This is a genomic window from Paenibacillus peoriae, from assembly GCF_022531965.1.
Classification (GTDB): Bacteria; Bacillota; Bacilli; order Paenibacillales; family Paenibacillaceae; genus Paenibacillus; species Paenibacillus polymyxa_D.
Genome location: NZ_CP092831.1, coordinates 1,344,383 through 1,358,516, shown reverse-complemented (window position 1 = coordinate 1,358,516; position 14,134 = coordinate 1,344,383). Strand labels below are relative to the sequence as shown.

General features: G+C 44.4%; 11 protein-coding genes and 2 pseudogenes. 3 read left to right on the top strand and 10 right to left on the bottom strand.

Annotated elements, in window-relative coordinates; translation table 11 throughout:
• Positions 1-91 precede the first annotated feature (91 nt).
• Entirely contained in the window at positions 92-934 is an 843-nt protein-coding gene (locus tag MLD56_RS06095; protein WP_029516179.1) for a MerR family transcriptional regulator, read from the bottom strand.
• Between the two features lie 303 nt (positions 935-1,237).
• On the opposite strand from MLD56_RS06095, the pseudogene MLD56_RS06090 reads away from it, so the two are divergent.
• From MLD56_RS06090 to MLD56_RS06080, 3 genes and pseudogenes are all read left to right on the top strand, one after another.
• Positions 1,238-1,555, top strand: a pseudogene (locus MLD56_RS06090) (DedA family protein); the annotation flags it as partial.
• A gap of 18 nt (positions 1,556-1,573) precedes the next feature.
• Positions 1,574-2,137 carry a GNAT family N-acetyltransferase gene (locus tag MLD56_RS06085; protein ID WP_029516178.1) on the top strand — a complete coding sequence of 188 codons (564 nt, stop codon included), beginning with the start codon at positions 1,574-1,576 and terminating at the stop codon, positions 2,135-2,137.
• Entirely contained in the window at positions 2,137-3,855 is a 1,719-nt protein-coding gene (locus MLD56_RS06080) for an ABC transporter ATP-binding protein (RefSeq protein ID WP_029516177.1), read from the top strand. The genes MLD56_RS06085 and MLD56_RS06080 overlap by 1 nt, the downstream gene beginning before the upstream one ends.
• A gap of 157 nt (positions 3,856-4,012) precedes the next feature.
• On the opposite strand, the pseudogene MLD56_RS06075 reads toward MLD56_RS06080, so the two are convergent.
• The 9 genes and pseudogenes from MLD56_RS06075 to MLD56_RS06035 all read right to left on the bottom strand — a co-directional run.
• Positions 4,013-4,389: pseudogene (locus MLD56_RS06075) on the bottom strand (transposase); the annotation flags it as partial.
• A gap of 152 nt (positions 4,390-4,541) precedes the next feature.
• Positions 4,542-5,453, bottom strand: a complete 912-nt coding sequence (nikC, locus tag MLD56_RS06070; protein ID WP_029516175.1) for a nickel transporter permease — start codon at positions 5,451-5,453, stop codon at positions 4,542-4,544.
• 35 nt (positions 5,454-5,488) lie between these two features.
• A complete protein-coding gene (locus MLD56_RS06065; RefSeq protein WP_029516174.1) occupies positions 5,489-6,493 on the bottom strand; it encodes an ABC transporter permease in 1,005 nt (334 codons plus the stop codon).
• A 29-nt stretch (positions 6,494-6,522) separates the two neighbouring features.
• Complete coding sequence (locus tag MLD56_RS06060; protein WP_029516173.1) at positions 6,523-8,178, bottom strand: ABC transporter substrate-binding protein; 1,656 nt, start codon at positions 8,176-8,178, stop codon at positions 6,523-6,525.
• Positions 8,179-8,932: 754 nt separating this feature from the next.
• Positions 8,933-9,898 carry a glycoside hydrolase family 25 protein gene (locus tag MLD56_RS06055; protein WP_029516172.1) on the bottom strand — a complete coding sequence of 322 codons (966 nt, stop codon included), beginning with the start codon at positions 9,896-9,898 and terminating at the stop codon, positions 8,933-8,935.
• Between the two features lie 153 nt (positions 9,899-10,051).
• Positions 10,052-10,498 carry a phage holin family protein gene (locus MLD56_RS06050; protein ID WP_029516171.1) on the bottom strand — a complete coding sequence of 149 codons (447 nt, stop codon included), beginning with the start codon at positions 10,496-10,498 and terminating at the stop codon, positions 10,052-10,054.
• A gap of 88 nt (positions 10,499-10,586) precedes the next feature.
• Positions 10,587-10,853, bottom strand: a complete 267-nt coding sequence (locus tag MLD56_RS06045; RefSeq protein WP_029516170.1) for a hypothetical protein — start codon at positions 10,851-10,853, stop codon at positions 10,587-10,589.
• Positions 10,854-10,910: 57 nt separating this feature from the next.
• Positions 10,911-11,522, bottom strand: coding sequence for a hypothetical protein (locus tag MLD56_RS06040; RefSeq protein WP_029516169.1), 612 nt, complete (start codon positions 11,520-11,522; stop codon positions 10,911-10,913).
• Positions 11,523-11,536: 14 nt separating this feature from the next.
• Positions 11,537-14,134 (bottom strand): hypothetical protein, encoded by a 2,598-nt coding sequence (locus MLD56_RS06035; protein WP_029516168.1) that lies wholly within the window; start codon positions 14,132-14,134, stop codon positions 11,537-11,539.

Here is a 14,134-nt window from a genome sequence, read left to right as displayed (position 1 = left end):
TATGCACCTAATTATCAGGCTTGTTGTTGAGAGAGATTTTGAAAAATTAAAAACGCCTATCTAGCAAGATAGACGTAAAGTATAACAAGCTTTAAAGAGGTTGATAACTCACCTCACGCGTTTTTACTTTCACACTAATTTTTGTAATATAATCTTTTTCCTCTTTTGCTGCAATCGAGTGCAGTAAATATTCCTCATAAATATCACCATCTAACGCTAACTTCTCCTGTTCTAAATAAGCGAGTAGCGTATTATAAGTCTCAGTCTGTGAGATTTCATCATAAGGTCCTTGATGATAAATAACCGCGTAGTGTCCAGCTGGTTTCATTCTTGCTGACGGGTCATCTAGGCGACAAAATAGGTAGCTTACGCCTTCAAACTTCTTATTTAAAAAATCTTCTTTTGTATACACAGTACCGTATGCGGCTGTACTTTTAATCCCAAGCTTTTTTAAAAATGGCGTAGTTTGCTCGTAAAGTTCCCCCATTGATAACGACGACCAATCTATTTTCTCGTCGCTATACACAACAGGTTCGGCTGGTAATTGCTTCATCAATACTTCTCCAAATGATACTTCTTCCATCTCTTTTGTCAGGGCAACCGTTCGTTCTAGGAAAAACTGAATATCTTGTAACTTTTGAATTTCCATTGCCGCTTTTTCTTGCTGTTCCATTGCTAATTGTTGTAACGCTTGTACGTTAGGCGCGTCAAAATACGTTTTGAGTTCTTTAATCGGTACCTCAACTGCACGAAGCGATTGAATCGCTACAAATTGATCGAACTGCTCAAATGTGTAGTAGCGATAGCCATTATCAAAGGTGCCTGCAGGCTTAAATAAATCGATTTTATCGTAATAAAGCAATGTATCTTTATTGATTTCAAGTAACTTGGCAAATTCGCCTGTCAAATATGTTTTTTCGAATGTATTTTTCATCTCTTTTCACTTCTTTCTTTACTCTGGAGTTACTCCATACCTTACACTATTCCTTGCGAACATAACACGAAAACATAAATGAGACAAGCAATTACTAAGGTGTTGAACGCACTTAGGTTGATGAGGAAGAGTGCCATGGGGTATATTGATCAATTAATTGAAAACTACGGGTACGCAGCGGTTTTTATTGTGCTTGCCCTCGAGTTATTTAGCCTTCCGATTCCCGATGAAGTGATGGTACTATTATTTGTTGGCTATTTCACGAAAATCGGGCTGTTACATTAGAGTTTTTCTTTCTTAGCTGTTTTTAGTGGGTCATTGATAGGCATGCTTGTTAGTTATGAAATAGGCAAAAGAATCGGTAGTCCACTACTAATTTGGCCTGGTAAATGGTTTGGTTTCTCACTGAAATGGCGTAATAAGGCAGAACGCTGGATTCAAAAATACGGATCCCCGGCCATTATCGTCAGCTATTTTGTTCCTGGCATGCGCCATGTTACGGGGTACTTTTGTGGCATTTCGCATATGCCTCTAAAATCGTACATGCTATATGCTGGGGTGAGTGCTTTACTTTGGAGTCTACTATTTTTAACAATCGGACGAATATTTTACTCAGTTTAAGAGAAAGGTGTTTTAGAGATGACAAAACAAAATGAACAAATTACGATAGCCCCTGTACCGCAGGAAGAGCTAGCAATATTTAAGGAAGAATTACAAGAGGCATTTATGAAAGGGTTACAAGATAGTTTTCAAGAAGCAGAGGATCCAACAGAAATGGGACCAATCCCATCCGATGAGGATTTCGAGCATTCACTTACTGCAAAAGATTCGGTTGTGCGTCAAATTGTACTAAATGGCGAAAGAATCGGTGGCATCGTATTAAAAATTAATCCCGACACACAGCGAAACGAAGTGGACTTCTTGTATACAAAGGCTAATGCACACGGCAAAGGTCTTGGTACAAAGGCATGGGAAGCGATAGAAGCAGCTTTCCCAAAGACGAAGGTTTGGGAGCTACATACACCGTATTTTGAAAAGCGGAACATCCATTTTTATGTGAATAAATGTGGCTTTAAAATTGTGGAGTTTTATCACCGAGGCAATCCAGGACCGAGTATTGAAGGAGAAGAGCCTGAATCTGATGCAGATTATGAGTTTTTCCGTTTTGAAAAGGTCATGACAAAAGAAAGCAGTGAAGCGTAATGCAAGGAAAGGTCTCACAGCTTTGGGCATTGATGAATCGCAGTCAAATGGCGAAGGGGCAATTAGTCTTTTTATTTTTCATTAGTTTAGTGGAGGTTGCAGCTGGGCTTGCTGTCCCCCTGTTAACGATGAAGCTCATTAATCAAATTTCAGATGCGGGTTTTGCCGTAACATCACTCTTGCCAGTCATTGCGATTTTAATTGTGCAAGCGATGTTAAGTGCCATTGCGTTTTATCTGATGCGCCGTTTAGGTGAAAAGGTTGTCGCGAATTTAAGGACAGAAGTATGGGAACATATGCTACATTTACGTTTATCGTATTATGATGCGCATGAATCAGGCGAAACGATGAGCCGCATTACGCAGGATACAAATGTCGTGAAGGAGTTTGTGACCGAGCAGCTCGTGTCCTTTGTGTCAGGACTATTTGCGATCCTCGGTGCCGTTGTTGTTTTACTATGGATTGACTGGAAAATGACATTGCTACTCCTGATTGCTGTGCCACTGACAATTTTTGTGACGTATCCATTAGGCGAAAAAATGTATGCCATCTCAGTAGAAAATCAGGATGAGCTAGCAGGCTTTGGCGGACGATTAGGACGTATTTTATCGAATATTCGTCTTGTGAAAGCGTCGCAAACGGAGCAGCAGGAGCTAGCAGGCGGTAAAAAGCAAATTCAGCAGCTGTACAAGTACGGTTTAAAGGAAGCGAAGATTGTTGCGATTCTTTCACCACTGATGACGCTACTCATGATGGTCGTATTGATTGCGATTTTCGGCTATGGCGGCTCACAGGTAGCAACAGGAGCAATCACTTCAGGCGAGCTTGTTGCCATTATGATTTATTTAGTGCAAATTATTATGCCATTTACACAAATGGCGACGTTCTTTACCAATTTACAAAAAACACTTGGTGCGACAGAGCGTATTGTTGAAGCACTCAATGTGAAGCGTGAAGTACAAGACGGGAAACCAGTATCTGCTACACCACTACCTATCCACTTCCAAAACGTATCGTTTAAATATAATGAAAAGTATGTATTAAATGACATGACATTTACGTTAGAACCGAATGAAACGACCGCCTTTGTCAGCCGAAGTGGTGGTGGGAAAACGACGATGTTCTCCCTTATTGAACGATTTTATGACGCGACATCAGGTGCGATACTGTATGGTAACGAAAACATTGAGCAATTTAACTTAACAGAGTGGCGTGGGCTGTTTGGCTATGTAAGTCAAAATGCACCGTTATTAAATGGAACGATTCGTGACAACGTCATGTACGGGACGAATGGAGCAAGCGAACAAGAGGTACTTGCCGCATTAAAAGCAGCCTATGCCTATGATTTTGTCATGCAGCTGGACAAACGCCTCGATACAGAGGTTGGTGAAGGAGGTATTAAGCTTTCAGGTGGTCAAAAACAGCGTATTGCGATTGCTCGTGCGATTTTACGAAGTCCGAGAATCTTATTACTTGATGAGGCGACATCGAACTTAGATAACGAATCAGAGCGTGAAGTGCAGCTTGCCCTTCAAGCGTTAACGAAAAACCGGATGACGATCATCATCGCCCATCGATTATCCACGATTACAAGTGCAGACCAAATCCTTGTCTTTGAAGAAGGACGCCTGTCAGGTCAAGGCACACATGAAGCATTACAAAAAACACATCCGTATTATCAACAACTTTGGCATAATGGTCGTTTGACTGAAGATTAGACTATAGGATGCAAAAAGGTTTCTAGTAAGTTACTTTCGTGTTCTCTTTGAAAGTAAAGACATTAAAATAACTAATGAAATGGAAGTGGGACAGAACAAAATTCCACTTCCTAAATATTAACAATTTTACATATTCAATCAGCCTCTAAATGACAACATGGCGACGCTGAAAGGCCTTAATGCGATTGTGACGACCTTCTACCGTTGCGTTTGTCCACCGACATTGATGGTAGTTTACGATTTCTATGTTCCAATTGCGCATCGTTTTTAAGGTGCTACAAACAGCAGGGTGGTCCATCTTTTCGCCTTGCTCACACCAACGCTCAAATCCCAGTTTGGCAGCACTAAAGTTAGGCGAGCAGTCATTGCTTCCTTCCATTCCCATACGCTGCGAAGCAGCGGGGAGAAGGTTAGTAGCGTCTCCAGTCGGGTACGGCTCTCCTCTACCAGCGATTCCGCAGGCGGATTGAGTAAGCGATGGTGGGCTTTTAGGTAAGTCCTTGCCCGTGGCAATAGCGTAGACTGAACGGTTTTCCCATGCTGTTCGCTCAGGCTTAAGATACTGATGCCTAATTTTCAAAAACGAAATTATGCAAAATGCTCATGTAAAAAGGTGTCCCCCAGCCATTTGCTACAGGCCAGAGAACACCTTTTTACTCAACTTTATATCCCTCACCACTTTTGCTCTAACGCTTCGCCCTCGGGTCCAATACATCCCGCAACCCATCACCCATCAGGTTAAAGCCCAATACGGTCAGCATGATAGATATCCCCGGAAAAATAACTGTCCACGGCGCGTTCTGGATATATTGCCGTGAATCGGACAACATTTTACCCCACTCTGGCTCAGGAGGTTGTGCACCCAAGCCTAGAAATCCAAGCGCTGCTGCTTCAATGATAGCCGTTCCGATCCCCAACGTTCCCTGTACGATGATTGGTGTCAGGCTGTTAGGCAAAATATAACGGAGGATGATTCGTGTATTATTGGCTCCAAGCGCTCTAGCAGAAGTGATATACTCCTCTGTTTTGACACTCAGCACCTTAGAGCGAACTAACCTTCCATACGTTGGCACATTGACAATGGCAATGGCGTACAGCGCATTTTCCAATGAAGGCCCTAGAATGGCCACAATAGCAATGGCCAGCAAAATACCCGGAAATGCCAGTAAAATGTCGAATAGCCGCGAAATGATCATATCTGCCCATTTTCCGTAAAATCCTGCGATTAAACCTAAGGCGGTTCCTACAATCATTGAACCAATAACAGACAAGAAACCGACCCACAACGAGATTCTGGCTCCATACAGCGTGCGAGTCAGTAAATCTCGACCGAGATCATCCGTACCGAACCAATGCTCCGCAGAAGGAGGCTGCAAACGGCTCACCAAATTTTGCTCTTTATAGTCAAAAGGAGCAATCCACGGCGCGATCAAAGCAATGATGACAAAGAAGATAATAATGCTCAGGCCGACGAACGCCATTTTATTGTGACGGAATGCCCTCCACGCGTCCCTCCAAGGGCCAGTCACAACAGGCAAATGCGCCAATGTACTGCGTGTCGTCGGTATGTTGTTGGGTTCCATTGAAAATTGTGACATCGGACAAGCTCCCCCTTGAACAATTGACGACTTGATTACTGATAACGGATACGCCGGTCGAGAACCGCGTACAACAAATCGACAATCAGATTAATGATGACGAACAGAAACGCTATGATCAGAATTCCGCTTTGAATAACCGGATAGTCACGCGAGCTGATCGCTTCAAAAATGTACCGCCCGATGCCGGGCCAGGCAAAAATGGTTTCTGTCAGTACCGCGCCTCCCAGTAGTGATCCCGTCTGAAGACCGATGACAGTAAGCACAGGGATCGCAGCATTTTTAAGCGCATGTTTGTACACGACTTGAAAAGATGCCAGCCCCTTCGCCCGAGCCGTACGGATATAGTCCGCATCCATAACCTCCAGCATACTGGAACGGGTAATGCGCGCAATGACCGCCATTGGAATCGTTCCCAGTGCGATACTGGGTAGGATCAAATGCTTGATAACGGTCCACACCTGATCCATACGTCCACCTATGAACGCATCAATCACGGCTAAATGTGTCACAGCTTCCACCGGATCACGGGAATTCATGCGTCCGATGGAAGGAAGCCAATGCAGCTTATTTGCAAAAATCCATTGCTCCATCAAGCCCAGCCAAAAAATCGGCATCGATACTCCGACCAGTGCAATGACCATGCTGACATAGTCAAACCAGGAATTTCGCTTCCAGGCACTCACGATGCCAGCGTTCATTCCAACTACTATGGCAAAAAACATGCTCGCTACTGTCAACTCCAGCGTAGCCGCCAGATAAGGAAGCATTTCCCGGGCAATCGGCTGTCTGGTGCGAATGGAATCACCCAAGTCTCCATGTGCCAGTTCACTCAAATAGGTTCCATATTGCTGAAACCACGGCTTATCCAGTCCCAATTGCTCACGTAGCGCCTGCTTGGACTGTTCCGTAGCTTTATCTCCTAGTATGGTTTCCGCCGGATCACCCGGAATAGCATGAATAATCGAAAATACGATAAGCGTCATGCCTAGTAATACAGGAATCAATATGGCCAGTCTTTTTACAATATATGAGTTCATATCCTATTCACCGCCTGCTTGCGTTTGGGCTATTCAAAATAAATATTTCCGTACGCTTCCATACCTGCCGGAGAAGGTACAAAACCCTTGAGGTTCGCTTTACCTGCCATCAACGGTGTGCTGTGAACCAAGGGAATCCACGGTGCATCCTGTTTAATAATCACTTGTGCTTGTTTATACAGTTCCCCACGCTTGTCCTGATCGACCTCAACCTGCGCCTTCACCAATACTTTGTGGAGTTCCTCATTCACATAAAAACTACGGTTATTGCCTGGAATCGTATCCTTGTCCAGCAATGTATAAAGGAAATTATCCGGGTCACCATTGTCCCCGTTCCATCCCAACATGTACAGATCATCCTTCTCTCCTGCTTTAAGATCATCCAGATACGTAGCCCATTCTGGAGATTGGATGTTGACTTTGACGCCTATTTTTTCAAAATCGGCTTGAATGGCCTCTGCCACCTTTTTGCCGTCAGGCATGTAAGGACGAGATACGGGCATTGCATAGAAGGTTAACGGCTCGGGAAGCCCGTTAGGAAAGCCCGCTTCCGCCAGTAAAGATTTAGCCTTATCCAGATCATAGGCGTAGTCCTGAATACTATCGTTGTACCCCCATAACGTAGGTGGCATCGGATTGACCGCAGGCTTAGCCTGCCCTGCAAACAATGCATCAACAATGGCCTGCTTGTTCACTGCGTGATTCAGCGCCTGGCGCACCTTGGGATTATTGAATGTTTTTTTCTTTAAATTAAATCCAATGTACGCCACATTAAAGGAGGGACGTTCAATTTTCACCAATTCGCTATTACCGTCTAGCTGCTTTGCATCATCCGGATTCAAATCCTCCATCAGGTCAATTTCTCCATTTTGCAGAGCATTAAATCGCGCGGTATTGTCGGGTATGGAACGAACAATGATCTTTGCCAACTTCGGCTGGCCCTCTTTCCAATAGTTTGGATTCTTCTCCAGCGTGATGGTATCGTTCCGTTTCCATTCCTTAAATACAAAAGGCCCCGTGCCGACCGGATTACTTTTGAAATCAGCCTTTTTCTCCTGAATTGCCTTGGGACTTGCAATACTAAAGGATGGCATAGCGATATTTTGTAAAAACGGCGCCTGCGGCTTGTTTAGTGTAAACTGGACACTGTTCGCATCTACCGCTTTAACCTCCTTAATCACCCTACTTCCTTCAGGACCGAACATAGAATCATAATAGTCAAACGAGTCACCTTCAAATTTGTATGGACTTTTTGGATCAGCCCAGCGGTCAAAGTTAAACACAACCGCTTCAGCGTTAAAGTCACTTCCATCATGGAATTTTACACCCTGGCGCAGCTTGAACGTATAGACCAGTCCATCCGGTGATACTTCCCAGCTCTCTGCAAGCCCCGGTTGGATCTCCGTTGTGTTTACCTTATATTCCAGCAGTGTGTCGAACACTTGCATTCCGATTTTTAGCGACTCGCTTTCAGTCACAATGGCAGGATCTAGCGCCACGGAATCTCCGCCGCGTCCATAAATAAGCGTGTCCTGCACGCCCTCTCCTGCTCCGCTTGGTGTTTTCCCTGCCTCTGGCTTTGCTCCTTCACCTGATCCCCCACAACCGGAAAGCGCCAAAACAGCTCCTAGCGCAAGCACCAGCAGAACGGTCCAGATTTTGTGTTTTGCATACTTTTTGCTCATGCAGCAAACCCCTTTCACACCTTATATATTGTTAATTCGTTGATACCGGATGAATGCCAATTCTTGAATTGACATGACAAGGCTTGTCCTCAAGCTGTAATCCCAGGTTCCGAGTTCATCAAATAGGTGTAGTAGGACAGAAGTGTTCATAATCTAGTGGTGTAAGAGATGCTGTAGGGTAATGAATAAATGTGATGTGATAAAGAGAAAGAGGAGTATGTAAGGTCGTGGTGAAAGTGTGACATATACTCACAAACAGTGAATATTATGCTCAAACAAAGTTGATTATTGGATACTTTACTATAAAATCTGGAAGCCGACAAGGGGTTTTTTCATACATTACGATATGTTTTTATACATCATGTCAATTAATATTACAAACCAACTTACACGATCATACCAAATATATGCTCCTGCTGGGGGTCTTTAACCTCCAAGCAGGAGTATAATCTTACCTCAAAAATGTATTCAGCACCGGACCTACATCCTGTATATCCTATTCCCAGATATGTTCTGAAATAAATAAACGTACAAGAGCTTTTACCGCTTGATTTGGCTGGTAGACATGCTGCATTTTCACCCAATGATTCACACTTTTAAAACGTTCTAGTTCAGCTTATGTAGAAATCATGAAGAACATCACTTTACAATAAGTGCAGGCGGTTGCCTTTGAACCGCCTGTCTATTTACGTTTCAGGCGTATGGATTAGTTTGCATGAAAATAATCCCTTTTTCTCATAAAATTTATAAAAGATCATTTGGTTGTTTTAAACACACCCAGACGGTTCAATACGACCAGTAAGCGATAAAAATCGTAACTGCTTGGCAGTTTCGCATCCACAATCGGGCTTGCCGGATTAACTGCAACAGCGGCAGCCATCGCTCCCTTCGCCCAGGCCGGTACAGACATAGCCTGACGCGCCTCCAGCTCAGCTACCCGCTGATCCACTTTTTTAATATAAGCACTTTGTTCATTCAACGTCTGCTTGAGCACATCTTTGCTGTTTTCAAGAGCGGCGACCTGCTGCTGCAGGGCCTTAAATGCCGCTTTTTCCTCTGCTGTCATTGACTCATCCCCCTCTTCTCCTGCAAATGCTTGGCGTAGCTCGGCCTCTGTTCCGGCGTATACATTCAGGTCAACCGGCCCTTGAATTCCATCAACCCGTCCACTATCGCTGTATTGCCAAAAGTCCCAGTTCTTCCATGCTGTGGTGTCGCCGGGCACCCGTGTACTATAACGTGCAATCCACAGCTTATAACTCCCCAATGGCGCTTTGAAATGGGCAGCAAAAGCATTCCCTGTATATACCATCGGCTTACGGCCGCTTACCCGTTCAAATTCCGTTACAAATGCCAACGCAACCTCATGAATCGTGGCCGAGCTAAGCCCTCCCGGATTATTTTCGTAATCCATCACCGCTGGCAAGTCCAGCGCTTTCGCCCCACCCACCTGCTCCAACACCTCGGCGAAATGCCTGGCTTCTGCTTTTGCTGCATTTACATCGGTCGCATCTACAAAATGGTACGCTCCCAGTAAGAGCCCGGCTGCCTTGATCCCTTTTGCATTCGTGATAAATGTCGGATCGACGTAACGCTGTCCTTGACTCGCTTTAATAAAGGCAAACGATTTACCATCGGCTCGTACACGCTTCCAATCAATCGTTCCCTGATATCGGGACACGTCAATGCCTTCGGTAGCATTAGGGCTACGACTTTGCATAAGGCGCTCCCTCCCTGTCATTATAATGTTGTAGCACTCTGTCTCTGTTATATATGCTTGGACCATCCATACGGTCTGGGCTTTTCCACTTTTACACCGAAAAAAGGGCAAAAAGGTAGTCAGCCTATTTGGGTGGTGGTCACTGGTGGCACTTTATGAAACTTTATTCTCTTTGTCGGAAGGGTCGGTTGACTTTATTTTTTCTCCACTTGACTTGGACTCAAAAATAGCTACCGCATTCCGTAAAATATCCGGCATCGGCACTCCCATTCTGCCCACATTTTCAATAATGGACAACAGCTCGTTCGCTAAATAAAAGAAAACGACGGCATCCCGGAAGTAATGTGCATCCCCGAGAATACCGTCGATTAGGTGAGCTACCGTAATGAGCAAAAACACGGTAACCTTGCGAAAAATACCGTAATACCCCTGGCGGCTTTTTAGCTCCCCATTAATCCAGGCCGCTGTCCATCCGGTGAAAAAGTCGATCACGACCATCCACCACAGCAACGTCAACATAGTGGTCCACCCCCCGAAAAAATAACCGATCAAGGTCCCCGTGGAAAGCCCCAGCCAAATCTGATCGATCTTTTCATGCATATTTGTTCCCCCTTTTGAACCTAGGTGTAAAGTGAATGCCCTTGGACTAATCCAAGGGCATATAAACAATTATTTTTGTTTTGTTCTCTTATACTGTTTTCTTACGGAAAATAGAGTTATACCATTTAACCGTTTCTTCCCGTTCATTCAGAGCATCAGTTGATGATGAATTATCTACGTTGCCCGCTGCTAGATCAGAACGCTTGGATAAAATAATCTTCATTACTTGTTCACGTTGCTTTTCATCTAAAGCGTAGCTTCCAATGATCGTTGCTATATCGCCCTCTCCTCGCTCATAGCGGGTGATGCAAGCATGAGCACAAATACGCATTTGAGCCTCTGTTAAAGCGGTCATAGTTATGACTTCACCTCTTTTTATAAAGATGCTGTTACATATAATCCTCAGTACACGTTATTTTCCTGTGTTACCAAGCATGAGCTGGGTCAACGTCTCTTCGAGATCTGCAATACGCTGCTTCAATTGATCTGTCTCACTCGGCTGTTGCTCTGCTTTTTGTGTCAGTTCCTTAATTGCTTCCTCACTCAATCCTTCACTCCAGAACGTCATTGGGTCTCTTCGTTCTGGAGCCGTGAATGTCTGAGCAGAATATACAGGTTCGTCTCCACGTTCGTTTTCAGGTTTGTTTTGCCATTCATCATGCAGCTTCTGAAATACTGTCTGAGCTTCCTTGTTCAACTGCTCATACGCGTCCTGTGCTTCTATCACCTTTTGACTATATTCCGCTTCATAGGCCAGCCAGCCTTGGATATCAAAACGAGGATGGTATAGACCAGCTGGTACTGGAATCCCTACTGTATAACCAGCAGGGGTGCTTTCTGAACTCGTTACATCTATGGCACTAGAGCTAATGTCAATAAGCCGATGGTTGTCTAGCTGCTGGTTTGTATCAGGTAGCGTGAGTGAAGATGGAGTATAAAAAGGGACGATACCTGAAAAGGTATCGTCCACTAACTCGTCCTCTAGATAGAGGCCGTCTGTATTTACTTTAGGTACTACTTTCATGTGTTATACCCCCTCTATTTTTCTGCAAGGAATGGCGGCAAACTGTCCAAACTAACCCAGCCAGTATCCGTTATCGTGATCCCAACTACAGGAACCATAGCAACATTACCATTAGCTCCAATATTAATACGTCCCATAACATCATGCGCATTATCAGTATTTGCCGCCACTACTGCCACAATTGAAAGCGATGGCCTGTATCCTGCTGGCAATTGGAACATTGAAGTGTTTAACGCTCCAGGTTTAGCCACTCCTTTTATGTGAATATACCCCGCCGAATCTTTTAAGTAAGATATCTGGCTTAAATCTGGAGCCCTGTTAGTCCATCCATTCAGCAACGTAGGAGTAAGCCATGTAGGATTATCTTTGTCAGCCTTCTTGTTCTCAAGCACACTCACGCGCGCCGTATTTTGTTGTACACTGTCTGCCAAGTCTTCAAGCAGCGTTTTTTCGTTAGCTGCATAAGAGCCTGCAAATGGTACGATTGGCGAGGTTTCAAGCGTCAAGTATGTTGTGCTGTAGGATGCCGATGGATCGAACCTAGCAGTTGATATATAAGCCTGGGTAAGCCCATATAGGTTTTTGACATCATCGGTGTGACTAACTGTTCCCCAACTATCTTTCTTACCGTTTTTATAAACGGCAATAATTTTATTGGTCTTCTCCCGAAGTTTACTAACACCGTTTAAAGAACCATTAATCCAGTATTGGTTACTGGAAATTGCAGGTTTAGATTCCTCCCTAACAATCAGCCCCGTACCTACTTCAACCTGATTATCTCCTTCAACAAATGATAGTTGCCCCTCGGATACAATTGGCTCCACGGTAGGCGATGCAAGCTGATATACAAGTTGGTATGGTGTGTACCCTGTATAAGACAGTTGCGGTACGGATTGGGTAAAGTTAGGAGCGCCCACGCGTTGCACCCAATATTTGGTACCTGTGCCTGACCACGTTGCCATGGTGGAGGCTTGAGCGTTGGCTGGCGTTATGGTGTTAGCATCATATGCCTTGTATCCATAGAAATAGGCTTTAATGTCATCCTGTGTTGGCGTGTAACCGTCAGCCCACCCACTATCCGCGACAGGGACAGAAACGTAAATAGACCCATCAATGGATGTTTCTGTTGCATCGGCCCCCAACGTAGACCATTGCCCTCCCGTCTTAGCTGTATTTAATATTTTTCCATCATGCTTAACGGATTTATCAGAATAGCTAATCCACGCCGGAAACTGATTCGGGGCAGTATAGACAACTTTGAAACCTGGAAATGATTGACCAGGCGAACTAGCGTTCCAGTTAACAGCGCCGTCTAATGTAACCCCGTGCCAGGTCTTGCTTTTGAAGTATTGCCCATCTCGTTCAAACACTGTATCCGCATTAGCTCCTGTAACTGGATCAGCGTACAGGTCTGTTTGCAACGCTAACATGGAATCTTGGCGCGGTTTGAACGGTTTGGCTGTACTACCTATGTTTAGCATAGGGTTAGTGAAGGTGAAGGTTCCCGTAGCGACAGTGTTGTTACTGACATAAAAGTAAACTTCGTCGTTCGTGCCTGAATTAAACGACCCCGTTTGGTTGGTGGTGTACGGAACCAAAAGATTAGCGTCGTTTTTATCCGATACCGCCACTTGCCCCGAATGAGTGAGGGACCATGAATAATTAGTGTTTGGTACTACTTTAGTCTTATACCGAACATAGCTATTAAGTGTTGTCGTGGTGATATTAAGACTATAAGGACCTTTTATCGACGCTTTGCCCGTAGCCGCTGCGCTTACCCCCCACTCATAGAACGGCGGCAATAGATTCTCCCCATATCTAATCGCATAAGGATTACGTACAGGCATTACGCTGTCCACATATGGATATTTAGTAACTATCTGTTCAGCGGTCATGCTATCTAAGGCAGCATAATCTGAAGCGTTAATCTCATAAAGACGAATAGCGTCTGCATAAAAAGCTTGACCCGTTGCTGTTGAAATCGATGAAACTTCCAAGTTTATCGTAGTATCGTTTGCCGGTGCACATTTTGTATAGATCGTTACAAATTGACTTTTATCTATGGATTGCTTGAGCGCCTTATTACCACCCGTAGAAAAGTTTACATAAATATTGTTTGAAGCATTGATGTTTTTAACATCAGCCAGGGCGATATAGTACCTTCCGCCAATAAGCTTTAATCCGCTACTGTACACGTTATACACGCCAGTGGCGTTCTTTGCAGTGACCTTGATTGATCCCATGCCCTGCGCCTTATTAGATGTATCAACTGCAAGATCGGCTTCCCAACCTAAAAGGCTACCGATTTGGTCACCTGAGCCTAAGCGTCCCAACAAATTCACCAACGTACGCCCGCTCAGGCCCGTCAACGAAAATGGGGCAGCCTTTTCCGTATGAACAATCTGTACTCCGGGTTCGAGAGTTACTGCCTTACGCTCTGTCGTATCCAAACGCTTCTTGATCTCATTTACACCGTCATTCACGTCACCCGCAAATTCATCTACAGAGCGCCAGTTTTCATCCAAATACTTCTCCAGATCAAAATACGTTGTTTTGGGCGATGTGCGGTCAATTTGATTTAAACCAAGATTCGGTGTTTTTTCACTTGCCAT